Here is a 26,462-nt window from a genome sequence, read left to right on the forward strand (position 1 = left end):
ACGTCGACTCTACTAGTATTTAATCTCATTACGCACTACACACTACCCAATACTAACAAATTGCCGCGTCGTCGTACCTCCTTCTCGCAATGACCTTGGCTCTTTCACACTTACTATCTCAATACCCACTACGCACTAATCAATACTAACAAATGACGCCCCCTCTCCTGACAGACCTACTATCTCAATACGCAATACTCACTACGCACTACTTTTTACTATGTCTGAATCACCCCAACATTATAGCGCTCCACCGTCGCATTTTGATTCGCAGCCTCTATACCCAAGCTGATTATGTTTCTTGTTTCACGAGGGTCAATTACACCATCTACCCATAATCTAGCTGCAGCGTAGTATGGGCTAAGTTGTTCATTATATTGTTGTTGTATATCAGATAATATCTTGTTTTTTTCAGTTTCATCAAGAGTTACTCCTTGGCTCTTTAATGTGGCTTCCTGAATTTGTAATAATGTTTTACCAGCCGATGCACCACTCATTACAGCCATTTGAGCGGTTGGCCAGGCATAAATTAGTCGCGGATCATAAGCTTTGCCACACATCGCGTAGTTACCCGCACCGTAGCTATTTCCAACAATAAATGTAAATTTAGGAACGACCGAATTTGCCATGGCATTAACCATTTTTGCTCCATCTTTGATAATACCCCCTTGTTCAGACCGAGAGCCCACCATGAAACCAGTTACATCCTGTAGGAAAACCAGGGGTATGCGTTGTTGGTTGCAATTCATGATAAAGCGTGCCGCTTTGTCCGCAGAATCGGAATAGATAACGCCACCCATCTGCATTTCATTGGCGTTGCCCGGTTTTTTTGCTTTGACAATCTCGCGTTGGTTGGCTACAATACCGACAGCCCAACCGTCGACACGTGCTAGCGTACAAATGATCGTTTTTCCATAATCTGTTTTATATTCTTCTAAAGACCCTGCATCCACAATAGCTTTTATGAGCTCACGCATGTCATACGATTTTAATCGGTCTTGTGGGAGATGAGAATAGATAAAATCAGGCGCATATTCCGGTGCCACCGCTGCTACACGTGAGAAATTCGCTTTTGGCTGATCGCCAAACTTATCGACGATATTTCGGATGGCAGCCAGACATTGCTCATCGTCCGGAAACTTATTATCCGTTACGCCTGATATCTCACAGTGTGTCGTAGCGCCTCCCAAAGTTTCATTATCAATAACTTCGCCTATGGAAGATTTTACAAGATAAGATCCCGCTAGGAATACCGATCCAGTTCCCTCTACGATAAGTGCATAGTCAGACATAATAGGTAGGTAAGCTCCTCCCGCTACACAAGAACCCATAATGGCTGAAATTTGTGGGATACCCATGGAAGATAATTTTGCATTATTTCGGAATATTCTTCCGAAATGTTCCTTATCAGGAAAAATCTCATCTTGCATGGGCAGATATACCCCTGCGGAATCAACGAGATAGATAATGGGCAATCTGTTTTCCATCGCTATTTCCTGTGCCCTTAGGTTTTTCTTGGCAGTGATGGGAAACCAGGCTCCCGCTTTTACTGTAGCGTCATTGGATACGATCACGCATAAACGTCCAGATACATAGCCCATCACCGCCGCGACACCTGCGTTCGGGCACCCCCCATGTTCTGGATATAAATCGTCACCGGCAAATTTGCCGATCTCAACATAGGGTTTACTAGGATCAAGCAAAGTAAAAATTCGTTCCCAAGCTGTAAGCTTGCCCTTTTCTTTATGCTTCGTTATTCGGTCGGCGCCCCCGCCTAAATGAAGTTTTTCACTTTTACGCTTCAAAAGTTGCAATAATTCCAGCATACGACAATGTATTTTAAAAACTTATTAATTTATAAAGAGTTAACAGGAATAAAATTACTAAAATTTTAAAATATGAAAACTATTTTATATTTTTCGTAAATCCAATATAAACATACAAAATATTATGTTACGTATTTACGAAAATGAACAATTAACTATGGTACGGGAAAGTGCCAAACAGTTTGCACGTGAGTTTATCAAACCTTATGTAATGGATTGGGATGAACGTCAATTCTTTCCAGTAGATCTTTTTAAAAAACTTGGCGAATATGGCTTTATGGGTGTGCTCGTTCCCGAAGAATATAACGGGGCCGGTCTGGGCTATCAAGAGTATATTACGATTTTAGATGAGATATCGCAGGTTTGCGGCTCGATAGGGCTTTCTGTAGCTGCACATAATTCGCTATGTACAAACCATATTCTTTCATTTGCCAATGAAGCACAAAAGAAAAAATATCTACCGAAGCTGGCGACAGCAGAATGGATTGGTGCTTGGGGACTAACCGAAACAGGCTCTGGATCCGATGCGGGAGGCTTATCAACCACCGGTGTGAAAGACGGGGACTATTATGTTATCAATGGCTCGAAAACATTTATTACCCACGCTATTAGTGGCGATGTGGCCGTAGTCATGGTTCGGACTGGAGCTAAGGGTGATAAAAAAGGTGTTACGGCATTTATCATTGAAAAGGGCACGCCCGGTTTTTCGGCCGGTAAGAAGCTTGATAAACTAGGCATGCGGGCTTCGGAAACGGCGAGCCTCTTCTTCGACAATTGTCGCGTGCATAAAGATCAAGTTATTGGTGAAGAAGGGGAAGGCTTTGTACAAGCGCTGAAGTTACTGGACGGTGGTCGCATTTCCATAGCCGGTCTTTCTCTAGGTATAGCGCGTGGCGCCTATCTATCTGCACTAGGCTATGCTAACGAACGCGAACAGTTTAATCAAAAGATATACGACTTTCAAGCAGTAGGATTTAGCATAGCCGACCTAGCGACGAAAATCGAAGCATCTGAACTTCTGATCAGGCAAGCTGGGCAACTAAAAGATGAGGGGAAAAAGGTAACCAAGGAAAGTGCCATGGCCAAGCTTTATGCATCTGAAGTGGCCGTGGAAGTTTCCAATGAAAGCGTACAGATTCACGGTGGGTATGGTTTTACGAAAGATTATCCGGCAGAGAAGTATTTTAGAGATGCTAAACTGTGTACCATTGGTGAAGGAACCAGTGCTATACAAAAGATGGTTATTTCCAGGGAGATAAAAAGAGATGTTCAATAAATCGGAAGCAATAAAGATTGTGGATTGTCCGCGAGATGCAATTCAAGGTATAAAAACCTTCATACCCACGGATAAAAAGATAGCATACTTGAATAGTTTGCTGCAAAGCGGATGCTTTGATTTTGTTGATTTCGGGAGTTTTGTATCGGCAGCGGCAGTACCACAATTAACGGATACGTTAGCCGTTTGGGATGGGCTTGATAAATCAACGGCAACTAAATTTATTGCCATCATCGCAAATGAAAAAGGTGCTGAAATAGGTAGTAATGTAGAAGGATTACATTATTTGGGTTATCCTTTTTCGGTATCTGATACGTTTCAACAGCGCAATACAAATCGCTCTACTGCTGCCGCCTTCGAATCTGTGTTAGCCAGTAAAGATATACTCCTGCGTAAAAACGGTCCGGAACTGATGATTTATATATCTATGGCTTTTGGCAATCCTTACGGCGATCGTTGGCACCCTGAAATCGTGCTCGATTGGATTGATAAATTAATGGGGATAGGCATTCGTAAATTTTCCATTGCCGATACGACTTCCCAAGCGTCGGCTAAAGCCGTGAAAGATTTATTAGAAAAGATTAGTACATCCTTTCCAGATATAGCGTTGAGTATACACTTGCATAGCCGGGCAGAAACAGCTTTAGCAAAGGTAAATGCGGCCTTTGATGCCGGATGTCGTATTTTTGAAGGCGCTGTAATGGGCTATGGCGGCTGTCCTTTCGCACAAGATGATCTAGTAGGTAATATTCCTTCCGAATTATTGTTGAAGCGCTTTTCAACTGTTAGCGAAACGGAAGTAGCGGGGCTGATGGAGAATTTTCAACGATTAATCACACAAGATGTATAATTTCATAAAAGTGGAGAAGAGCGGTCATATTGGTATATTGACCTTATCACGTCCCGCCAAGCGAAATGCGTTTACGCCGGGCATGATCAATGAAATTGCACATGCGCTGGCTGTCGCTAATGATGATAATGAAATTACGGTATTGCTGCTGCAAGCCGATGGTCCTGTCTTTTGTGCAGGCATGGATTTGAAGACCTTTCAGGATCCCACGTTAGATACACCTAATCCGAATATTGAAAATAGGGATGTTTCGTTGGGTGAAGTAATGGATAATTTTAAAAAGCCGGTTGTCGCTCGGGTAGAAGGGGATGTGATAGCAGGAGCTTTTCTTTTTATATTGGGCTGTACATATGTTTTTGCTTCTCCGCAGGTTCGTTTTCGTTTGCCAGAACTCGAATTGGGGATATTTCCATTTCAAGTTATGGCGGGACTATTAAGAGTAATGCCTGAAAAAAAGGTATTGCAATTATGCTTAAACACCGCATACTTTAATGTGGAAGAAGCTATGCATTACGGTATCGTGGATGGCTATTTAGAAACCGCTCAATTAAGCAACTTATTGGATTCTTTTCGGGATAAGCGAGAAATAGCAATTAAAAAAGGCATTGAAGCTTTGCGACAACTTCCTACAGTAGAACGTTCGGAGCAGTTTGCCTTTTTAAAAGATCGATTGGAGCAGCTACGAGATGGTAGTGAGTAATCAGTAGCGCGTAGTGCGTATTGCGTAGTGAGATATAAAGTTTAGTATTTAGATTTTAGTACTTCGTATGTAGATAAGAGTAGTGCGTAATGCGTAGTGAGATATAAAGTTTAGTATTTAGATTTTAGTGATTCGTATGTAGATAAGCGTACTGCGTAATGAGTAGTGCGTAATGCGTAGTGAGTATTGAGGATATGGTTTAATATATAGATTTAGTACCTAGTATGTATATAAGCGTAGTGCGTGATGTGTAGTGCGAGAAATTTAGCTATTCTATATTTTATGGCTTCTTCCCCTTATTAAGCGAAATGTCGCATCGAAAGCTTTGCAATATGTAATCATTTGCCACAGCACAAACCTCCCCTGCAAAGGTTTCAAGCGACGGGGTTTTGAATACTTTTGCCCTACAAAAGTATTTGCCTTGCCGCGGCATGCGGCGGAAGGGTGGTGCGTCGGACAATCCGTTTAGAAACTGCATTACCCTACAAAAGTATTTGCCTTGCCGCGGCATGCGGCGGAAAGGTCTGAGCGAAGGACAAACTGTTTTATAAACAGAAAACTCGAACTTGCTGCGGCATGCGGCAGACAATTAATTAAGATCTACTCTCTTCTCTATCCAAAAATTGTTGTAGCCCATTCCTATCTGGATCTCCAAAAGCCGTTGTTGCAGCATTTCCAATACGGCTAAGAAATTATACACAAATTGCACCTTATTTTCCGAATGGCTACGCATTTGCTGAAAGTCAAGTTTATTGTTTATTTCAATAAGTTCGGCTATTGCTTTCTTCTGTTGCTCTATCGTGTATGGATATTTCACGACCGTATGCGTCACCTCTTGAATACGATGCCTATAGCTAAACATCAATTTTTCGTATACCATCATCAGCTTATACAGATCGAATGAATCCAGTTGTTCATCGGTATTGTCCTTTTTACGAGCTATCTTGTTATCAGCTGAAATGTTTCCCCGGCTATGAACTTTGCCCCGTTGTTCTTCCAATATGCGTAAATCAGCACAAATTTCCTTAAACTGCTTGTAGAGAATAAGTTTTTGGGTAAGTTCTTTTTTCAGGTCAATTTCATTTTCCGCCTCATCAAGATCTGGTCTAGGTAGAAGCATTTTTGCCTTGATTCGCATCAGCGTGGAAGCCACAAAAATAAACTCACTCGCCAATTCAATATTTAGGGACTGCATTTTCTGTATGTAGTCCAAAAAATCGTCCGTAATCTTGGATATAGGAATATCATGAATATTCAGTTCATCTCGTTCTATAAAAAATAGAAGAAGATCAAACGGACCTTCAAATTGCTCTAATTTTATTTCGTAAGCTTCTGTCTGCATATTTTGCTCAAAAATAAGCATTTGATAGCGAAGTTCGGACTATATTTTCGCGTAAACATGCGCCGTGATAAACTTTTATTTGGATTTATTGTTCTGTAGTTTAGCTAATAAGTTGTTAATTTGTAACTTATTTATAGACAAGAGAAGATATGCAAGTAGAGGCAGGTCCACTATTACAACAAATAAACTATCCATCCGACCTACGGAATTTAAAGCCGGCGGAGTTGGAGAAGGTTTGTGATGAACTGAGACAGTTTATAATCGATATCGTGTCGGTAAATGGTGGACATTTTGCGGCAAGCTTAGGCGTGGTAGAATTGACCGTTGCCCTTCATTATGCCCTTAATACGCCTTATGATCAAATTATATTTGATGTAGGCCATCAGGCTTACGGACATAAAATACTCACGGGAAGAAGGGAAGACTTTCATACCAACCGTGTATTCGGTGGACTATCTGGATTCCCTAAACGGGGCGAAAGTGAATACGATACCTTTGGTGTAGGACATTCCTCTACATCTATCTCTGCAGCGCTTGGTATGGCTGTAGCGTCGGAGTACAAGGGAGAGACAGATAGGCAGCATGTGGCTATTATAGGCGATGGTGCGTTGACGGGTGGGATGGCTTTCGAGGCGCTTAACCATGCAGGGATTGAAAAGTCTAATCTTTTGGTTATTCTAAACGACAATTGTATGTCTATCGACCCGAATGTAGGCGCGATGAAGGAATACCTAACAAGTATCACCACATCGAAGAGCTACAACAGGTTCCGGGATGATCTTATAGCTGTCTTAGCGAAGATATCGAAGAACGGGCCGGATGCTTATGGCTGGGCAAAGAAATTGGAACAGAGTATAAAAGGCACGCTACTAAAAAGCGCAAACCTTTTTGAATCGCTCAATTTCCGTTATTTTGGTCCTGTCGATGGGCATGATGTTGCAAAACTTGCTAAAACAATAGAAGACTTAAAGCATATTCCGGGTCCGAAACTGCTACATGCTGTTACGGTAAAAGGAAAAGGTTATGCGCTGGCTGAGAAAGATCAAACTAAATGGCATGCGCCAGGCTTGTTTGACAAGATCACGGGAGAGATAAAAAAGAGTATTGCAGAAAAGCCGCAACCACCCAAATACCAAGATGTATTTGGTCATACGTTGGTAGAACTTGCCGAAGCAAATGATAAGATTATGGGGATTACCCCAGCGATGCCTTCAGGATCATCAATGAATATTATGATGAAGGCGATGCCCAGCCGAGCATTTGATGTGGGTATTGCGGAACAACATGCTGTTACCTTCAGCGCAGGACTTGCCACGCAAGGTATGGTACCGTTTTGTAATATTTATTCCTCTTTTATGCAACGTGCTTACGACCAGGTCATACATGATGTTGCTTTGCAGAAGCTAAACGTTGTATTTTGTCTCGATAGGGCAGGCTTGGTAGGAGCTGATGGGCCTACGCACCATGGCGCCTATGATATCGCATTTATGCGATGTGTTCCTAATCTTGTGGTATCTGCGCCTATGAATGAAGAGGAGCTCCGAAATTTGATGTATACGGCTCAATTGCCGGATAAAGGGCCGGTAGTCATTCGTTATCCTCGAGGAAACGGCGTGATGTCAGATTGGAAACGCCCGTTCACGGAAATTGAAATCGGAAAAGGCAGAAAGATACAGGATGGCGAGGAGCTTGCTATATTAAGCTTTGGTGCGATAGGAAACGAAGCGGCTAAAGCTATCCAATTATTAAATCAAGACGGAATTTACCCTGCTCACTACGATCTTCGATTTGCAAAACCTCTGGATGAAGCGTTATTGCATGAAGTTTTTTCAACCTTTACTAAAGTGATTACTGTAGAGGATGGCAGTTTAATGGGTGGTGTAGGTTCAGCGGTATTGGAATTTATGGCAGATCATGGCTATAATGTCGAAGTGGTACGCTTAGGAATTGCAGACGAAGTCGTGGAACATGGCGAACAAGTGGAGTTATGGAAATTATGTGGATATGACGCTGTATCTATTGTTTCTGCGGCGAAAAGATTGGCCACATCCATAAAGACAAACTCCATGGTGTCTTAAAACAGTAAACAACGTTTTTTATCATTCATCCTTATATGGGATGCATCTCGTGTGGCGTGTGTCAATAGTTTGATTGGCAAGCGTTACAGGCTATACCTATAATAAACAATCTGGGAAATAATTGTCCGTTAGGACAAAAAATCATAAGTTCGCTAAGAAATTGCATCCCCAAATGGTGAAATCATTTAGATAATGTGCGCTTTACAAATCCCTGTGTAAAGTAAATTAATTTTCCGCATACAAGAAGCTCACTAGGGCTGAACACATTTAGAGGGAAGATATTCGCCCAGTGAACTATTGCTACCGACTTAAAATTTCATATTTTCTTAATTTTCAATTCAACTGTTATTAACAACAAGTGTTTAGTATTGCTTAACATTTAAAGCTATACTAAAATGCTGTTTTACGCATACAGATCGATCAATAAACAGAATTTCCCTACACAGAGAAATTCCCTTCCAAATGTAAAAGGCACGCATAGCATTCCCTCCGCCATATACAAAAACGAATTACTACCCACTTGGCAACTCTGCGACCTTGCGTTAGTCAATACCCATAGCATATATAAAAATGCTGGCGTATTGGATGTGGTAAACTGCAGGAAATCTATAGGGCAGTATACTGCTGTTTTTATCACGTCTACTGCGGAAATTTCTTTATCAACTTATTCAATACGACAAAAACCCAATCTCTTATCCATCTATAATATTACGTAATATATTGAATAATAAAACTTTGATGCTAAAAAAGCTCCCCTAAAAAAATATGAAAACAGATCGTAAAGTAAAGAAAGTGCAGCCCCTTACATGGATATACATATCATGTATCATCCTTCTTTTCCATGTGCACCATATTCAAGCGCAAACCGGAACAAAACCCAAAACGGAAGTTAGGGGCATTGTGCGAGATGCTAACGGAGTAGCCCTTCCTTCCGTAACTGTACAAATTAAGGGTCTCAATCGTTCAGCAACCACAACTTCGCAAGGAGAATTTCAGATCGATGTGGAAGAACCAAACGCCACGCTCGTTATCCAGGCCATAGGGTTTCAAAAACAAGAACTGTCTATTCCGCAGAATAGACAGTTAAGTATTACTTTACTTGCAGATGTTACAGGACTCGAGGAGGTGGTTGTGACTGCCCTTGGCATTTCGCGGCAGGCAAAATCCTTAGGTTATGCAGCACAAGAGGTTAAAGGGGATGATCTGACGGAGGTTCGTAGCTCCAATTTTGTGGACGGTCTGGCCGGTAAGGTGGCCGGTGTCACTATTGTCGGTAACCCATCAGGGGTAGGCGCATCTTCTAGAATCACCATTCGTGGCGATAAATCGCTAAACTTAAACGCCAATCAGCCCCTCTTTGTGATTGATGGCGTGCCGATAACAAACGAGGTATTTGGCTCGTCCGGGCGTAGCTTTCAGGAGACAGATTACGGTAATGGTGCTGGATTGGTTAATCCCGATGATGTAGAATCCGTTTCTGTATTAAAAGGTGCTAATGCATCAGCTCTTTATGGTTCTCGGGCAGCAAATGGTGTAATCCTGATCACGACCAAGTCTGGGAAGGGTCAGCGCGGCTTAGGCATAAGCGTAAACTCTAGCGTTACATTCGAAAATCCTTTGGTCCTTCCGGAGTTTCAGAATCGTTACGGACAGGGCGTTAATGGCGAGTTTTCTTTTGAAGATGGCATTGGTGGTGGTCTGAATGATGGAGTAGACGAAAGTTGGGGACCATTACTTGACGGAAGACTTATCAAGCAATTTAATTCTCCAACCAGCAATGGTTTCCGTGGAGGAGAAGTTAATATGGTTGACGATGGTGCTATTGGAAGTGCCGCCGACCTTGCAGCCCGCGGTGAGGTCATTGCAACGCCTTGGATTGCCAGACCGGACAACGTACGCAATTTTTTCCAGACAGGAAAAACTTGGATCAATAATGTGGCTTTTGCCGGTGGCAATGATAAAGGCGATTTTCGGTTTGCCTACACGAACTTTGACCAATCAGGCATTGTGCCTAATACGGATCTTACGCGCCACACCTTCGCGTTTAACAGCGGCTATAAACTTACGGATAGGTTGGATCTTCGTGCATCAGTAAACTACGTTAACAGCAACAGTGGCAATAGACCAAACTTAAGCTATGGAACAGAAAATATAATTTACTTGCTATATGGATGGCTAGGCCGACAGGTTGATCTGGATGCGAAACGGGAATGGTGGCAGGCGGGGCGGCAAGATGTGCAGCAATTTAATTCGAATTACAACTACCACGATAATCCCTACTTCAATCTTTTTGTCAACACAAATGGTATCTCAGACAACCGGCTATTTGGTAACGTGGTGCTAAACTATAAATTTACAGACTATCTCAAGGCATTTGTCCGTGTGGGTACAGATTATACTCATCAGCAGCAAACGCGTAGAAGAGCTTTTAGTACACAGCGTTTTCCTTTTGGATCCTATAGGGAAAATAAGCTCACTAACGAAGAACGTAACTTGGATTTCTTGCTTTCCTTCAACAAACGGTTTGGTGATATTAACCTTGCGATCAATGCTGGTGGAAACCAGCGTAATGTAAACGGAAACATGTTAGATGTAAGTGCTCCACAACTCATCATTCCTGGCACCTATTCCTTAGCAAATACCCGAGTTGCGCTGATATCTGACCAGTACAACACGCGCAGGCGAGTGAATAGTATATATGGCTCTGCACAGATCGATTATCGCGATTTTCTATTTTTAGAACTAACAGCGCGTAATGATTGGGCAAGTTCCCTCACGCTTCCGTTTGGGGCATCACCGACGTCCACATCAGATAACGCTTATTTCTATCCATCTGCATCGCTCAGCTTTGTGCTTAATGGTGCTATGGATCTTCCTGATTGGTGGTCATATGCTAAAGTGCGTGCCGGTTTTGCACAAGTCGGAAATGACACCGACCCTTACACCTTCGCACAGCCGTATCTACGCACCGATCCGTACGGAAGTTTCCCCGCATTTTCTGAATCGGGCCGCCTTCCAAACTATAATTTGTTACCGGAAATCAGCGACTCTTATGAGGTGGGGACCGAGCTGCGCTTTTTTAATAGTCGCCTTAATTTCGATTTTACCTATTACAACATCACAACGCGCAATCAGATTCTGACCAATGTACCGCTCTCTTACAGCAGTGGACTGTCCAGCATGGTCATGAATGCCGGAAAAATCCGAAACTGGGGATACGAAGCGATGTTGAGCGCCACACCCGTTGTGACGGAAGGGGGTTTCCAGTGGAACTTCAACGTCAATTTCTCCACAAACCGTAGCGTCGTATTGGAACTGGCTCCTGATCAAGGTATAAGCAACTATGTGATGGCAAGTCGCTATGTTTCTGTGGAAGCTCGTGAGGGCGAACGCATGGGTAATATGTATGGCTTGGGATATAAGCGAGTAGAAGATACCAATAGCCCTTACCACGGTCAAATTATTTATAATAGCGAGGGAAAGCCGCTGCCTACAGATAACATTGTTAAGCTCGGAAATTATAACCCAGATTGGTTGATGGGCATTCGAAACAGCTTTGCATACAAAGGGGTCCATCTTAGTGCGCTTTTGGATATTCGTCATGGCGGGCAGGTTTACTCCCACACACAAGTCATCGGGAGAGAAACTGGCGCGTTAATAGAAACACTTGAAGGCAGAGCGAATGGCTATGACCTTACTCAGGAAGGCAATGGCGTCATTGGGGAAGGCGTCGTACAAAATGCAGATGGAACATACAGTCCTAACGCGGTTCAGCTCTCATCCCGGGAATGGCACACATCCTATACCTTAGGGCGGAGCTTATTGGAAGGAGCGGTGTTTGATGCGTCTTTTGTCAAATTGCGGGAGCTTTCCATAGGCTACACACTTCCTTCCCGCATGATTGCCAAATTACCTATTAAGGACGTGAAGTTCTCCTTGATAGGTCGCAATTTGGCGCTGTGGTCGAATGTGCCGCACATTGACCCCGAAACAGCATCTATGAGCGGCGGTACCATCATTCCGGGGGTGGAATCCATGGCTTTACCATCTACCCGCAGCTGGGGATTCAGTCTTAACTTTAAACTGTAATTTTACTATGTTATACCTAAAGAACACCATCAAACGGATGCATTTCATTGCTGGAGCACTAGCCTTATCGCTCGTGTTTAGCGCGTGCGATAAAAATTTCGAAGAGCTCAACACCAATCCGAATGCTATTCTTCGTGTTACCCCAGACCTCCTTTTGCCCACCATTATTCGTAGTTCGGTTAACCAGGTGATGGGAGATGGCTGGGGCATTGGTAACATCGTGATTCAGCAAACGGCGAAAATACAATTTGTCAATACAGATCGCTATATATGGGGCGATCAATCCGGCACATGGAATGGCCTATACACGGTACTACGCGATGTAAACAACTTAGAACAATTGAGCGAAACTGCCGGTCAGAACAACTACCGAGGGATATCATTGGTGATGAAATCATGGATTTATTCGGTCTTGACGGATGCTTATGGAGACGTTCCTTATTCGCAAGCTATTCAGGGAAAGTCCGATCAGCGCTTCACGCCAGCCTACGATCCGCAGGAACAAATCTATGCCGGAATCATTGCGGATTTAGAAGAGGCGAACAATCTTTTAGGGAGCACAGAAGAGGTGATTGTGGGTGATATCTTGTATGCAGGAAATATCTCGCGCTGGAAGAAACTAGCCAATGCTTTGCATCTCCGTTACCTTATGCGTATCTCGGGAAGGCAAAATGTATCAGCACAGATCCGAGGTATTTTAGGCGATGCCGCTAAATATCCTATTTTTGAGAGTAACGAAGATAACGGGACATTGCGTTACCTCCCTGAACTTCCTAATCAATTTCCAGTACATACCTACCGTGTGGGCTCGTTTGATGAGTTTCGTTTAAGCAAAACCCTGGGCGATAAGCTGGCGGCTTACGGTGACCCTCGAGTCCAGGTTTTTGCACGTCCTACAGCCGCAAGTGCCGGAAGCGCTAATCCGCAATATGCGGGTGTTCCGAATGGCTTAGATGATGTAGCGGCACTTAATTACAATGGCGGTGTGCAGAATATCTCTCGAATTGGAAATCTTTATTTTGAGGGCGCTATTAGCGAACGCGGGCTGAACGTAGCGCGAGGCTATATCATGGCGTACCCAGAGCTGCAGTTTATTCTCGCTGAGGCGGCCGCGAAAGGGCTGATTAGCGGTTCAGCGAAAGCGTATTACGAAAGTGGTGTCTCGGCGGCTTTTGAAATGGTAGATACCAATATGCCTGCTGGCTATTTGATGCAAGAAGGTGTCGCTTTCCAAGATGCACAATCGCTAGAGCGAATTGGCACACAAAAATGGATTGGTTTATTTTTTACAGGCCTGGAAGCTTGGTTCGATTGGCGAAGAACAGGTTATCCGGCGTTGCAGGCAGGACCTTCCAATCAAAATAATAATCGTATTCCAGTGCGTTTTGCTTACCCATTATCGGAACAATCGCTCAATGCCCAAAGCCGTGCCGCTGCGGTTGCAAGACAGGGTACTGACGATATCAATACGGCCGTTTGGTGGGATAATTAATTGAAGTCAATGGATTCAACCCCATCATGAAATATTCAGCCCGCGGCACCTCTATGACCGTGGGCTTTTTTAGCTTGATTTTTTTTGCATGCGAAACGGATCACATCTTGCAATCCGATACTTTTGCACGCGATTTGACGTTTTTGTAGTAAGCTTATTAAAAACAACCAGCTTATGAAACACTCTTTACAAGCCGAAAAAATCTTAGCTCAGATCAATCCAGATACCAAACTCGGCGACCTTCGTAAAATTGCAAGTGAGATCAAAAAGGATCATAAATTAGCTTTGGAACTATGGTCGACAGGCCAGTTTTTACCTCGGCTTTTGTCCATCTTAATTATGGACAAAAAGCAGCTTTCGCAGCCATTTATAGACGATTTGGATAAGGACATAACGGAACATCCTTACGGAGAGAAACTTCAATTAATAGATTGGTTAATGGCCAATCAGCTAGCTAAAGAGAAAAAGGTTATCTCAGACATAGAAAAATGGGAAAGCAGCCCGTCTTCACTACAAAGACGCGTTTTTTGGTACTACCAGGCTCGGCTACGTTGGGTTGGGAAGGTACAGCCAAACAGCGAAGAATTACTGTCTAAAATAGAGTCAGGTATCGAAACGGAAGAGCCAGAAGTACAGTGGGCCATGAATTTCACCGCGGGCTGGATAGGTGTTTTTGAAAAGGAGTATCGCAACCGCTGTGTTGCTCTTGGTGAAAGAACAGGCCTGTACAAAGGAGAGATGGTATCGAAAGGTTGTACGCCGGACTATTTGCCGGAATTTATTGCGATGGAAAGTGAAAAGCGGGGATTGTAAAATAGTTGCAAGTTAGTGGGGAAATATATTTACATTTTTTAAACCTACGGTAACTGATGAAACTTTCCAAAAGAAGTGTTAAACAGGGTGTTTACCGAGAAGAAAGTCGTTAACGACAAATCTTTAAGAAAAAAATTTTTACAAAATATCATGGAGGTCGTATAACCCTGTTTCTAAAGGTTGTTTTTATATAAAAATATTGTTTATAGAAAATTTTATTTTTATATTTGGTTAATCACGTGATCAAGGAGTATTCGAAAATCCTTAGCCAAAAGAGTAGACTTAACTAACAAATTTCACTTTATGAAAAAATTAGCATTATCTTTAGCGCTCATTCTCGGGCTTACTTTGGCAGCCAATGCAGTGCAAATCACAACTTCTTGCGGAACTTCTTACGACATTCCAAATGATCAGTTTGACTCGGTAATTGACATGATCGATGTCGCGCTTGCCTTAGACGACATAGATTGTGGCTAGCGTATCGAGAAAAAATTGGACTGTCTAAAAGGGTTTATAACTGATCTTTCGATTGTAGGAGTTTGCTAGAGTTTCAATGTAATAGGGAGACTTCGCTGCACTCGTATCTGAACGACAATTGTTATACTTTTTAGACAGTTCCATTATTATTTGTATGAATCGTATTTTATGAGAAATTTTTATTTGTATTCTTTGATAGCTTTTTTGTCTTTCTTCTTAAGGCTATCCGCTCAAACGTTTGCAGACGCAACATTTAAGTGCACATATAAGCTCACTTACATCGGAAATCCTGAAAATGACGCGAGGAGAACATCGGATTTTATGGTTTTGGAGTTTGGGCCCTCTTCATCTGTTTTTTATAGCTATAATACATTTCGAGTAGATTCCGCGCTTCAAGCAGATATCGATAAGGGAATTTCCAGTACACAAATTTTGGCGGAAAAGGCTAAATATGGGAAAAGAGGGATGTTGTATCATATATTCAAAGATGCAAATTCTAAAAAAATAACAGTGACTGAAAAAATTGTGACTGATCACTACCTCTATCAGGAGCCCCTCCATACTCAAAAATGGTCTATTCAGACTGATAAAGATAGTATTTTAGGTTATGTTGTTCAGAAGGCGGTTTGTTCTTTTGGAGGTCGAGAGTTTGAAGCATGGTTTACACCAGAGATTGCGATAGATAACGGCCCTTGGAAATTTGGCGGCCTTCCGGGATTAATTTTAAAAGTAGAAGATTCTAAGAAGCACTTCAGTTTTGAATTGACGGGTTTCCAGAAAATGGTTAATCCTGCACCTGTAGCGATTGTTCCGCAAAAATATATTAAGTTGTCCAAAGCTGACTTTTTGAAATTACAAGAGCGCTATATAAAAAGGCCGCACGATTTTATCAAAAACCAAATGAGTATAGAGGTAAAACCAATGAACGATGCCGCAAGGGAATCTGCGAAGCGAGTCAGGCCTTATAATCCAATTGAATGGAACTAAATGTTTATCTCAGCTCGTTTGATAATCAGAAAAATAGTTTACTTTTTATTTGCTTTCATTCCATTATTTGCTGCCGCGCAGTCAACGGAGCATAAGGTAGGGGGTAAAATAGTGGATGAAGCATCTAATAGTCCGCTAGCAGGCGTAATTGTCACGGCCTACGCCGATGATCAAACCGCAATAATAGGTCATACAACTTCAAACGCCGCGGGTCATTATTCATTGGCATTGGCTCAAAACCATAAATTTATTCTTTCATTTGCGCTTTTAGGTTATCAATCTATAAAGATACATGTTGATGGCCAGTCGACCGTGACGCGAGATGTTACGCTGAAACAACAGCCCATTAACCTGCGTGAGATTAAGATAAAGCCTCCTCGTATCACACATGTTAAGGATACGATTCGGTATCAAGTCGATCAATTTGCGCAAAATATGGACAGAACAATTGGGGATGTATTAAGAAAATTGCCAGGAATGGAAGTTACCGAATCTGGCGCGGTGCTGTACAATGGTAAAGCTATCAATCGATTTTACATAGAAGGCATCAACCTATTGGATGATAAATATGGCCTTGCCGTGAACAATGTGGATTTCCGTGACGTGAATCAAGTAGAGATACTTGAAAACCATCAACCGGTGAAAGTCTTAGAGGAAATAGTCGGTAGCGATCGTGCCGCGTTGAATTTAAAATTAAAAGATAGTTCTAAAGGAAAATGGGTTGGAAACGCTACAGCTGGGGTTGGAACAACTCCTTTTCTTTGGGATGTTTCCGCAACAGCGATGCAGGCCTCTGCAAAATTGCAATCGCTTAACGTAGTGAAGACCAATAATACGGGGAACAATATTAGTGAAGACGTTAAAAACCAGAGTATAGAAGATTTGCTAAGCGGTGCAGAGAATAATGTAACCATGGAGAACCCGCTGCAAATGCAAATTGTCCCACCTAAATTAAAGGAATCAAGATATTATTTTAATAAATCGGTATTGGCTAACACACGCTCTATTTGGAATCTAAAAAGAGATTTTTCCGCGAAAGCAGCGATAGACTATACCCGCGATGTATTAGTTAATGAAACACAAGCTGAACAGGCCTATTTAATGGCTGATGGTAGTTATCGTTTTTCAGAGTTTTCTCATTTTGTTTCGAAACCGTCACGCCTGGATGCGACCTTTAACATCAATAAAAATGTCAGTGATTTTTTCCTAGACAATACGTTGAGAACAAAAGTTTCCTGGGAGAGTGATGACATTGCTACGATAGGTACCGCCCCCAACGCCCAAAGCGGTGATTTTCGGCAATATACCGTTCAAAATAATTTTAATTTTGTAAAGTTGATAGGTGATAAGCGCGTATCACTTAATTCTTTTACTCGATATGATCAACAGCAAATCCTGGGATTGGTGTTATACAATGATAGCCTGGGCATTAAGCAATTGATGCAAACAGCTTCTTTTTTTCATCATATGCATGCAAGTAACACATTTACGTTCAACGGGTGGTCTTTGGAGAGTAGGCTAGGCTGGAAAGAGACAGTTAAACACTTGGAATCTACATTAGATGGTCCTTTAAATGCTATCGGGCTAATTGAAAGTGCGCAAGTCAATAATTTCCAGCTCAATGAAACTAACTTTTATTATAAACCTCAGGTCAGCTATAAAAAGCCGAATTTTAGTATCCGTTTTAATCTACCGATTGTTTATACCATTCCGCGCTTACACGATAATCGGATGAAAAAGAGCAGGCGCGAACAGTTTTTTTTCGTTAATCCATCTGCAAATATGATGGTTCATCTAAATCCATTTTTTAGATTTTCTTTAAGAGGAGCGATTGATAACCAAATCAACACGGAAGTGCTCCGTTATCTTCCCGAAACCACTTTGCGAAGCTACCGCCTTTTTACTCAGGGAAACGACTCCCTGGAACGGCGAACACGTTATTCTTCCGCAGCAGATATTACGTATCGGAACCCTGTGTCAGCTGTTTTTGGGGGGGTGTTTTTTACCCATACTACAAATGTCAATGGCTTATTGGCAGCAAATACTTTCAATGGACCTATCGTGTTGCAACAGCTGCTGATAACTAGTAATAAATCTTCCGTCAACCGCATAGCGGGTCAAATTGGAAAAGGGTTTGACCGCTGGAACGCTTCTGCATCGCTGCAGCTGAATTACACAACATCGCTGGCAGAGGTTATGCAAAACCGACAAATTATAACCCATGAAATTAGGAGTTGGGAACTGGTACCCAAATTTAGCGCTGCTCCGAGCTCTTGGGTAAATATTGATTATTTGGGCAATTTCTCCATTAGCAGATCTGTCGTTAATAATGCAGCTCGATTAAATTCACTAAAGCAGAATATGCAGTCGTTGAAGCTGACGGTAATAGGCACTCCTAAAATTAGCATGCTAGCGGGGTGGGAATACGTATACAATGAAGTTACAGAAAACAGCAGTTTACACCAACAATTTTTGGACGTTGGAATTCGCTATAAGGTAAGCCCTGCGTTAGCATTTGATTTAAAAGGTACTAATATATTCAACGAAAGGAATTTTGGGTATACCGAGTTTTCCAATACATCCATTAATTCCAGCTACTATCTTCTTCGTCCAGCAAACTTTTTGCTATCTATGTACTACAAATTCTAACAATTACATCACTTTACATCGTTGCAAATTTACAATAGCGCCAATTTAAATGAAACTAAAAACGATAGATCCAACATCATTAACGCATACGGAGGTGCAAGGGTATTTGCATGCTGCTATTGCTCCACGACCTATTTGTTTTGCATCCACTATTGATAAAAAAGGGCAGGTTAATTTAAGTCCTTTTAGTTTTTTCAATGTATTTAGTGTTAACCCGCCCATATGTGTTTTTTCACCAACAAGCAGGGCGCGTGACAACAGCATAAAGCATACACTGGAAAATGTTTTAGAAGTTCCTGAATGTGTTATAAATATGGTGAACTATGACATGGTTCAGCAGACATATTTGACGAGCATAGATTATCCGAAAGGAGTTAATGAATTTTCGAAAGCAGGGTTGACAGAAATAGCTTCGGAAACGATAAAGCCTCCAAGGGTTGCGGAATCGCCCGTACAATTGGAGTGTGTAGTGAATGATGTGCTATCGTTAGGGAAAGCTGGCGGGGCAGGTAATTTGGTTATTGCGGAAGTAAAGCGGATTCATATCGACGAAGATATTTTGGACGCCGACGGAAAAATAGATCCTCATAAAATAGATTTGGTGGCTCGTTTAGGAGGCGATTGGTATTCTAGGATAGACAGACACAGTTTATTTACGATTTCCAAACCGACTGGTTACGCGGGTAGGGGGATTGGAATAGAGGCTTTTCCTAAAGAGATTAAAAATTCAGACGTATTAACCGGGAATAATTTGGGATTGTTGGGACTTGTCGAAAGGCTTCCATCAGAAGAGGAAATTGAGTCCTTCAGTAAAACCGATGAAATGAAAGAATTCTTTGATGCTACCAAGGATAAACATACTCGAACGACACAGCAACACGCAAAAGCAAAGGTACTACTAGAGAATGGGCGAGTATTGGACGCATGGAAAGTTTTGCTGATGGAGAGATACTTCCGGAACCATGAAACGTTGTAGCGCAAAGTTTTTATAATGATCTTTTGGATATTTAAAAAATCTGATAAAGTTATTAATAGCTTGTCCAATCTTCTATGACAATTCCGTCAAGTCTGTCGAAATCATTTGTGTTTTTTGTTACCAAGGTAAGATTATTTAAAATGGCTGTTGTACCTATAAGCAGGTCAAAATCGTCTAACATCATACCTTTGGTTTTCAGTCGGGCTTTCTCTTTGGCATAAACGTCGAGAACGGGGAAGATGGGAAGGATATGGAATTTAGCAATAAAAGCTTCAATGTTTCTCCGATTCTTTTCTTTATGTATACTGTTTTCAATACCGTATTTGAGTTCCGCTATCGTTATTTCAGACAATAGACAATTTTCCTCACCAACCAATTTGATTTTATGATACAGGTCGTACTACCCTTTGATAAAATAAATACAAATATTAGTATCTAGTAAGAATTTTTTCACAATTCTTCACGTTTACGTGTAAAGCTTCTTGCTGCTTTTAGTTCTGCAATTAATTCATCCGCGGTTTCATCTGATTTCCAAGACCCGTATAAAGATTCAAGGGAAACATCTTCCGCTCGCTTTTTATTTGTCTTCATCGACTTTGAAAGCCTAGCAATAAGTTCTAATTTATTGTTGGTACTAAGATTTTTTAGCAATGTGTAATAACTGTCAATCAGGGTTGAATTTAAGTCAGCTGTTTTCATCTTTTCCTCCTTTTAATTTAAACAAAGTTACTTAAAAGATTTTCATAATAGATTTGCCAAAATTGTCAACTAAAAATTTGGCACTGTAGAACCCAAAATCGAAGATGATCAAGATCACAATTTTTATAGGTTTCCAAATCCGCAATACCATGCTTTTAAAAAGCGCTAAAAATGCAAAAAGCCATTTTGTGCAACTAAAAACGGCTTTTTTGTGACCCCGCTGAGGTACTAACCAATATTATCCCATAATATTCGGTTATATTTATATATGCCATTATTCCATACAGATCAGCATTCAAAAGAATATTTACTAAATATATTAGTATTTGTTTATCTTCATTTATATCTTTGTATATCGTGTGAACTGTACGCAGTTTCTGTACGCACTTCAAAAATTCACTTATAGCAAATGGCGATTCCAAAGATTTATTTTCAACAGAAGACCAACGAAAAGGATGGCCAGTTATATCTATACTATTCCTTTTTCGGTAAGAGACTAAAATATTATACCGGTTTCCGTATCGAGCAGAAGTTCTTTAATAAGGATTATTTTAAGAGCAACACGAAGAAGCCGGTGAAAAACAGTTATCTGTACTCCGACCAGGTTAATGATGTACTCGCTGATATGGCATCCTTTTGCGTAAATGAAGTAACCAAAAACAGAATTTACGGTACCGACGAACTCAAAAAGCTATTGGATACCGAATTCAAAGATAAGATAGAATTACATCCAGAAGAATTTATATCCCACGATCTAATAAGCTATGCCGAACTTGTAGTATCTGAACGGAGGTCTGGTCTTCGATTGATTATAAAGGGAAACCGCCAAGGACAAAAATATAAAGCAGACTCACTGAAAAATATAGAGACGACTATCTTCCAATTAAAAAAATTCGCGAAGAAGCAGCATATTGAAAAATTACCATTTGACACTATTGATAATTCATTTTATGCTAGCTTTCGAAAATTCTGCATCGAGGAGCAATCAATGCGACTCAGTACGTTCGCAACACGAATCCGCGACATCAAAATGGTGATGAACGAAGCAAATGAATATGGAGTTACGGATTGTAAGGGTCATTTATCAACTAGATTTATTAAACCGGATTATGAAGCGGATACGATATCGATAAGTCCTTCAGATATTGAAAAGATTCACGCTCATGTATTTCAGGAACGATACAACCGTGTGAAGGATCTATTTTTGATAGGGTGCTACAGCGGTATGAGATTCAGCGACTATTCTGCTTACGAGATTACGGATGTAGAAGACAGATTTTTACGACTTAAGCAGGCTAAGACTGGGGAGCGTGTTACTATACCGGTGATGAAAAAACTAAGAGACATTTTAAACCGTTATGATGGAAACTGGCCGCCCCCGGTAAGCAATCAAGAGTTCAATCGAACAATCAAAGAGATTTTCCGTTCGAAAGCTTTAAAGATTGATAAAGAAATAACAATCCAGGTTGATGGCGTATCGAAAACAGTTAAACTTAGCTCTATGGTCAGTAGCCACACAGGGAGAAGGACCTACGCTACCAATATGTTTATTGCCGGTGTACCGTCACTTTTGATAATGAGTGCCACAGGACATAAAACAGAAGAATCTTTCTTAAAATACATACGAGCAACTAACGAAGATAAATCACGCTTGTTAGCTGAATGGATGGATAAGTTAGATCTTTAATTATTCGCCTTTATCATAGACATCGCGTACCAGCTTGTAGACTATCTTTTTCAGTTCGTCGTATTGCTTGCTAAGATCTTCGTAGTCTTTTTTGACTGTGGTGATATCAGCTACCAACGTCGATTTATCTTCCTCGCCAGATATCATTGTACCTTGCCCTGTACAGTACCAGTTGATGTTAAATTTATACTTGTTCCGAAGGATCCGCAAATGATGAAACATCAATGGGCTCTCACCTTTTTCGACTCGACTAATGTAAGGTTGTTTAGTTCCTAGCAATTCCGCTAGATCAACTTGAGATATTTGATACTTTTTGCGAAATTTAACCAATCGAGCAGCTTCCGATTTAAAATTAAGCTCTTTATCTCCACTCATATCTTAGAGAAATTAAATTTTAGATTTTTAAAATACAAGCCGTCTGCCACTTTGAATAAATGTTCATTGTTATAGGTCAAGCGGTAATTTGAAACGATCGATTCATCCATTATCAACTGAATATATTCTCCGATGTATTCTATCCACAGTGTATCGTGATCTTGAATGTTAATGTTTAAAACCCCCTCAGTGCTTCCGGTTTCGGTGTCTTTAAGAGCGGCCAGCACATTAACCGTTACTAATCTGGTCCTGCTTGGGCGTTGTTGTTTTCCTGACACCAAAAATACTTTTTCATCGCCAGTTGCCTTAAATATTTCGCGCTCCTGTAGATGCTTCTCAACAAGTTCCGAAAGATCAATTTTGTCTTTCACGTTCTCAAAATATGATGCCATTATATTTCTGATTCTCTTTTTACAATGTTGAATACCAAAGCAACATCTTCCAAATTCAGCTCAAAGTCCGGAAATGCATCCTTATCATCGTTTAATGAATGCAGAGTCAAAATTCCTTTCTCGACATCGTGGGATGTTAGCTCTTTAAACAGGATACCGTCGTTCTTTGTGACAAAGACATAGAACGGATATTTATGGGTATGGAAACGGGAGTTCCAAAGTTCCTTTTTCAGCTCGCGGCCTATGATTACATCTCCGTGGACAAAGGTAGTACGGCGATCCACGTCCATACTATCTCCGATAACACGAAATGCCCTATACTTGCCCTTGTGATACTTGTAAACTGTTGTAACTATGTATTCCTGATCTTCCAGGTACTCCGCGTCTGCAAATCCTGTGAGATATCCAGCTTTGGCGGTTTCTGGCACTAGCGGAACTTTCATTCTGTATACCCCCGGTGAAATTTCATAAAATTTAGTGTTGCCTTCATCATCGAACATTGCCATCTCATCATCAGCAATAGCTCCTAAACCTTTACCATTTGTAAGTAAAAAGCCCGAACCTTGTGGGTTGGGCATTTTGCTATAAGAATTTTGTCCTGAGGCGCTTTGGGATAATTCCGCATCCTCTTTGTATTTTATCTCCGATCGTCCCAATATCCATTCGATATTGTATTCCGAAAAAACTCTTTCCAATTTGGAAATAGTCTCGTTTCTCATCCTACCGGCCTCCTCCGGAGTCGACTTAATTAGCTTTGTAAGATTTCCGGCATTCATCTCGAGTGCTTCGGCTGCCAGCTTTTGCATGACGAACTTTTCTCGGATGGCGGTCTTTAAATTTTGAAGCATTGTGGAAAACTATATACAATTATATTTGTTTAAAATTGTATGCAATTGTATTTTTGTTGTATCAAATAATACAATCGCATATAACTTATTTTACAACAGTATTAAACAAATATAGTACCTAATTGCCATTTATGGAAATTTTAGACAAAAATATACAACTGACCATGAGGGAGAGTCTTTTATCGTTGGTTCCGGAAAAACAATGCTTACAACTATCAGAAACCAAAAAACAGTCTATACGTAATACAATCCAGCTTTTGAAGAAAGAATTTCCTGATATAAGATTTCGAACTAAAGTGGATGGCGGCTATGTAAAGGTTTGGCGTAGGAATGTTTTAAAGAAGCGATAATCAATGATAATACGGCCAAAATGTCAACATCTAGTCAAAGCTAATAGGACTGGGGAAAATAAAAAAGCAATTAAACTTGTATCTAATTGTATTTAGTTGTATCTTTGACTATCGAATAACAAAAAGCCCTGTTGTAGCAGGGCTAAAAGTAACACACACCATAAAGGTGTATGTATTAACACAGATCAAAGGTATGGAAAATTTGACAGTAATTAATGGCAGCAATCAGGATTTTGTTTTTATCGACCACGAATGTGACGATTTAGGACTTACAGCTTTTTTTGTTCCCGTCGAGTTATACAATGATGGATTTTACGAAGATCAATCATTGATATCAGTAAAAGTAGAGTATGTGTCTCAAGGTGTGGATCGAATAGTCGGTGGATGGGATTCGCCAATTATTGAAGAAGCGGTTATTGAGCCGACAAACGAGTATTTTGATAGAGAGAAGGCCGAATTAGCTGCGCTTGAGGCTGCTCAAGAAATAATTATTCAGTATGAGTATTCTAAAGTATGATCACATGATCTACAAACTAGTTCCTCACGGAATCGAAGTGATCTTTATAAATATTGTTGATGGGGTGGAAGTGATATATGAAGACTTTTTTGATCATCAAGATATCAGTTCGATCCAAAGCCAGTTTTTGAAATATAACTAAGAAGTATATTAATTATAAAAAGTAACACACACAAAATGAAAAATGTATTCAATTATCTAAACAGTTTGGTAGAGGAAAATCTATCATCCGTTGAAAGGGCAGTGATCTATGAAATGATTTTATTCTTTCTGCAGCTTGTAGCCATTATGCTATTTCTATTGACCGTAATTCTAGGATCCGTTTATTTCAAATTCTAATCAGCTATGAAAAACTTAGTAAAAGCCGTTCTAGCTGTAATGTCAGAAGTCAAGAACATCGAAAAAAAGATGACTGTAGGTTCCGGCAATAACGCTTACAAAGGTGTTTCTGACAAAGATGTTAAGCATGCTATTGGTGCCGCGATGGAAAAGCAGGGATTGGTACTATTTCCAATTGCTATTGCCCCAACAATTAGAATTGATCGCTGGGAAGAATCAAACACCTACAATGGTAATCCGACCACTAAAACAAAGCAATCTGTTTTCACTGAGGTCGAAACCAAATATATGCTGATGCACACTTCCGGTGAATCAATGGAAATAGTAGGATATGGGCATGGTGTTGATACGCAGGATAAATCAGCAGGTAAAGCGACGACATATGCTTTAAAAAACGCGTTGCTATATACATTTTTGGTACCTACGGGTACGTTGGAAGATGCCGAGAATACGCATTCTGACGACCATCAAGTACCGGGTGACAAAGGCCAATCTAATCAGGGAAAAACGAACGCAGATAAACCTGCAGAGCAAAAAGAATCAGTTCCGGCAGGGATAGCCCCAACATTAGCCAAAGTGATCAGCAAAGCCGACTCAATAGAATCCTTAAATACGATTTGGAACAATAATGCAAAATTGCAGGAAAACAAAGATTTCCTAAAGTTGATTGCAATGAAACGAATAGAATTTGCAGGTAGTAAAGAAGATCTCTCGAAGATATTTGATGACCATCAGCTATTGCACACCGATATAGAGTTCGTGACAGCGTTAGGTGCTAAAAAGAAAGGATTTATTAACTCAGATGCTCAACAAAAACAAACAGCGTAACCATGTCACTATTTGAATTAACAACACATCATGCGGCGCCGGAATTGACCGAAGCTGAAAAAAGACAGCTTTTTATAAAAACCCTAATCAAAGAATTTAAAAGCGGGGTAGCTAAACTTAGCTACTCTGCCCTTTCCAAATTCAAACGTAGCCCGAACGCTTTTATCAACTACAAGATGAAGAAGTTTGAGACTACTGATTCGATGCTTTTGGGAAAACTGGTTCACGCACTTGTATTAGAGCCTGAAACAGTAGAAGAAGTGTATTACACGGATGAAGAGAAAACCAAGGAAATTGGCGGCGCAAGCCCTAGGTCAACGAAGGCATACAAAGAGTGGAAGGCAGTACAGGCTGAGATATATCCGCATAAGGAACTTGTTTCATCAGACCTACTTCGTCTTGCTAAACGAATGGCGAATGCTGTAGTCAGCAATAGGGCGGCCAAACACATCCTTAGCCGAATACAGCAAACCGAACATAAAATTGAATTTGAGCATGATGGGATTAAATTTACGTCATTCCTTGACGGTTTGGGCGAAGTAATACTTGATTTGAAAATTTGTACAGATGCAGATCCGCGCAAATTCCAGCGTGACATAATCTACAACAATTATCATATTCAAGCGGGTGTATATACTACCGCCGTGGGCGAAGTTCTTCCTTATTACATCATTGCGGTTGATCGGGAATGCGAAGTATCCGTACATCATTTAATGGAAGATCTAGTTATGAAGGGTATTTCAATTTTTGAAAAGCTTGTAACTGAATTTAAGCAATGCTTGGAAAAGGAAAATTTTGATGAATCTTTCGATTACAGAGCGTATACGGAAGAGGGGATTTACAAAATGGATGTTCCACCTTACTTAAACTAG

The 26,462-nt window shown here is 40.8% G+C and carries 25 protein-coding genes; 18 read left to right on the forward strand and 7 right to left on the reverse strand.

Annotated elements, in window-relative coordinates; genetic code table 11:
• Positions 1-218: 218 nt before the first annotated feature.
• Complete coding sequence (locus DI53_RS07750) at positions 219-1,826, reverse strand: acyl-CoA carboxylase subunit beta (RefSeq protein WP_037497379.1); 1,608 nt, start codon at positions 1,824-1,826, stop codon at positions 219-221.
• A gap of 124 nt (positions 1,827-1,950) precedes the next feature.
• Here DI53_RS07750 and DI53_RS07755 point away from each other — a divergent pair, with 124 nt between their 5' ends.
• From DI53_RS07755 to DI53_RS07765, 3 genes are read left to right on the forward strand one after another with little or no spacing between them, the layout of a single operon-like run.
• Entirely contained in the window at positions 1,951-3,102 is a 1,152-nt protein-coding gene (locus DI53_RS07755; protein ID WP_037497381.1) for an acyl-CoA dehydrogenase family protein, read from the forward strand.
• Entirely contained in the window at positions 3,092-3,952 is an 861-nt protein-coding gene (locus DI53_RS07760; protein ID WP_037497384.1) for a beta/alpha barrel domain-containing protein, read from the forward strand. The genes DI53_RS07755 and DI53_RS07760 overlap by 11 nt, the downstream gene beginning before the upstream one ends.
• Entirely contained in the window at positions 3,945-4,652 is a 708-nt protein-coding gene (locus DI53_RS07765; RefSeq protein WP_052072187.1) for an enoyl-CoA hydratase/isomerase family protein, read from the forward strand. The genes DI53_RS07760 and DI53_RS07765 overlap by 8 nt, the downstream gene beginning before the upstream one ends.
• A 589-nt stretch (positions 4,653-5,241) precedes the next feature.
• On the opposite strand, the gene DI53_RS07775 is transcribed toward DI53_RS07765, so the two are convergent.
• Positions 5,242-5,994 carry a segregation and condensation protein A gene (locus tag DI53_RS07775; protein WP_037497726.1) on the reverse strand — a complete coding sequence of 251 codons (753 nt, stop codon included), beginning with the start codon at positions 5,992-5,994 and terminating at the stop codon, positions 5,242-5,244.
• 149 nt (positions 5,995-6,143) lie between these two features.
• Here DI53_RS07775 and dxs point away from each other — a divergent pair, with 149 nt between their 5' ends.
• From dxs to DI53_RS20735, 9 genes are all read left to right on the forward strand, one after another.
• Positions 6,144-8,072, forward strand: coding sequence for a 1-deoxy-D-xylulose-5-phosphate synthase (dxs, locus tag DI53_RS07780; RefSeq protein ID WP_037497388.1), 1,929 nt, complete (start codon positions 6,144-6,146; stop codon positions 8,070-8,072).
• A gap of 765 nt (positions 8,073-8,837) precedes the next feature.
• Positions 8,838-12,161, forward strand: coding sequence for a SusC/RagA family TonB-linked outer membrane protein (locus DI53_RS07785; RefSeq protein ID WP_052072189.1), 3,324 nt, complete (start codon positions 8,838-8,840; stop codon positions 12,159-12,161).
• Between the two features lie 7 nt (positions 12,162-12,168).
• Positions 12,169-13,653, forward strand: coding sequence for a SusD/RagB family nutrient-binding outer membrane lipoprotein (locus DI53_RS07790; protein ID WP_052072191.1), 1,485 nt, complete (start codon positions 12,169-12,171; stop codon positions 13,651-13,653).
• 174 nt (positions 13,654-13,827) lie between these two features.
• Positions 13,828-14,466, forward strand: a complete 639-nt coding sequence (locus DI53_RS07795; protein ID WP_037497390.1) for a DNA alkylation repair protein — start codon at positions 13,828-13,830, stop codon at positions 14,464-14,466.
• Between the two features lie 303 nt (positions 14,467-14,769).
• On the forward strand, positions 14,770-14,943 hold the full coding sequence (locus DI53_RS20280) for a hypothetical protein (protein WP_157836755.1): 174 nt from the start codon (positions 14,770-14,772) through the stop codon (positions 14,941-14,943).
• 168 nt (positions 14,944-15,111) lie between these two features.
• Positions 15,112-15,930 carry a GLPGLI family protein gene (locus tag DI53_RS07800; protein WP_037497393.1) on the forward strand — a complete coding sequence of 273 codons (819 nt, stop codon included), beginning with the start codon at positions 15,112-15,114 and terminating at the stop codon, positions 15,928-15,930.
• 18 nt (positions 15,931-15,948) lie between these two features.
• Positions 15,949-18,579 (forward strand): carboxypeptidase-like regulatory domain-containing protein, encoded by a 2,631-nt coding sequence (locus DI53_RS07805; RefSeq protein ID WP_157836756.1) that lies wholly within the window; start codon positions 15,949-15,951, stop codon positions 18,577-18,579.
• A 49-nt stretch (positions 18,580-18,628) separates the two neighbouring features.
• Complete coding sequence (locus DI53_RS07810) at positions 18,629-19,555, forward strand: flavin reductase family protein (RefSeq protein WP_037497397.1); 927 nt, start codon at positions 18,629-18,631, stop codon at positions 19,553-19,555.
• 15 nt (positions 19,556-19,570) lie between these two features.
• The gene (locus DI53_RS20735) at positions 19,571-19,633 is read left to right on the forward strand and encodes a hypothetical protein (protein ID WP_420804744.1); all 63 of its coding nucleotides are present in this window, start codon (positions 19,571-19,573) and stop codon (positions 19,631-19,633) included.
• Here DI53_RS20735 and DI53_RS07815 read toward each other — a convergent pair.
• The gene (locus DI53_RS07815; RefSeq protein WP_275041038.1) at positions 19,608-19,931 is read right to left on the reverse strand and encodes a PIN domain-containing protein; all 324 of its coding nucleotides are present in this window, start codon (positions 19,929-19,931) and stop codon (positions 19,608-19,610) included. The two genes, DI53_RS20735 and DI53_RS07815, sit on opposite strands and share 26 nt — an antisense overlap.
• Positions 19,932-20,005: 74 nt before the next feature.
• The gene (locus DI53_RS07820) at positions 20,006-20,254 is read right to left on the reverse strand and encodes a hypothetical protein (RefSeq protein WP_037497399.1); all 249 of its coding nucleotides are present in this window, start codon (positions 20,252-20,254) and stop codon (positions 20,006-20,008) included.
• A 409-nt stretch (positions 20,255-20,663) separates the two neighbouring features.
• On the opposite strand from DI53_RS07820, the gene DI53_RS07825 reads away from it, so the two are divergent.
• Complete coding sequence (locus DI53_RS07825) at positions 20,664-21,941, forward strand: site-specific integrase (protein WP_037497401.1); 1,278 nt, start codon at positions 20,664-20,666, stop codon at positions 21,939-21,941.
• Here DI53_RS07825 and DI53_RS07830 read toward each other — a convergent pair whose 3' ends face one another.
• Genes DI53_RS07830 through DI53_RS19565 form a run of 3 tightly spaced genes read right to left on the reverse strand, consistent with a single transcriptional unit; the run spans position 21,942 to position 23,556 of the window.
• Positions 21,942-22,316 carry a helix-turn-helix domain-containing protein gene (locus tag DI53_RS07830; protein WP_037497404.1) on the reverse strand — a complete coding sequence of 125 codons (375 nt, stop codon included), beginning with the start codon at positions 22,314-22,316 and terminating at the stop codon, positions 21,942-21,944. It lies immediately after the preceding gene.
• The gene (locus DI53_RS07835) at positions 22,313-22,708 is read right to left on the reverse strand and encodes a hypothetical protein (RefSeq protein ID WP_037497407.1); all 396 of its coding nucleotides are present in this window, start codon (positions 22,706-22,708) and stop codon (positions 22,313-22,315) included. The genes DI53_RS07830 and DI53_RS07835 overlap by 4 nt, the downstream gene beginning before the upstream one ends.
• The gene (locus DI53_RS19565; protein WP_052072193.1) at positions 22,708-23,556 is read right to left on the reverse strand and encodes a S24 family peptidase; all 849 of its coding nucleotides are present in this window, start codon (positions 23,554-23,556) and stop codon (positions 22,708-22,710) included. Before DI53_RS19565 ends, DI53_RS07835 begins: the two co-directional genes overlap by 1 nt.
• 543 nt (positions 23,557-24,099) lie before the next feature.
• Between DI53_RS19565 and DI53_RS07850 the strand changes: the two genes are divergently transcribed.
• Genes DI53_RS07850 through DI53_RS07860 form a run of 5 tightly spaced genes read left to right on the forward strand, consistent with a single transcriptional unit; the run spans position 24,100 to position 26,462 of the window.
• Entirely contained in the window at positions 24,100-24,423 is a 324-nt protein-coding gene (locus tag DI53_RS07850; RefSeq protein WP_131555197.1) for a hypothetical protein, read from the forward strand.
• A gap of 4 nt (positions 24,424-24,427) precedes the next feature.
• The gene (locus tag DI53_RS20285) at positions 24,428-24,565 is read left to right on the forward strand and encodes a hypothetical protein (RefSeq protein ID WP_157836757.1); all 138 of its coding nucleotides are present in this window, start codon (positions 24,428-24,430) and stop codon (positions 24,563-24,565) included.
• Positions 24,566-24,600: 35 nt separating this feature from the next.
• A complete protein-coding gene (locus tag DI53_RS20290) occupies positions 24,601-24,762 on the forward strand; it encodes a hypothetical protein (RefSeq protein ID WP_157836758.1) in 162 nt (53 codons plus the stop codon).
• 6 nt (positions 24,763-24,768) lie between these two features.
• A complete protein-coding gene (locus tag DI53_RS07855) occupies positions 24,769-25,590 on the forward strand; it encodes an ERF family protein (RefSeq protein ID WP_037497413.1) in 822 nt (273 codons plus the stop codon).
• Positions 25,591-25,592: 2 nt separating this feature from the next.
• Complete coding sequence (locus tag DI53_RS07860; RefSeq protein ID WP_037497417.1) at positions 25,593-26,462, forward strand: PD-(D/E)XK nuclease-like domain-containing protein; 870 nt, start codon at positions 25,593-25,595, stop codon at positions 26,460-26,462.

Origin of the sequence: Sphingobacterium deserti (assembly GCF_000757725.1) — a bacterium.
GTDB classification, from domain to species: domain Bacteria; phylum Bacteroidota; class Bacteroidia; order Sphingobacteriales; family Sphingobacteriaceae; genus Sphingobacterium; species Sphingobacterium deserti.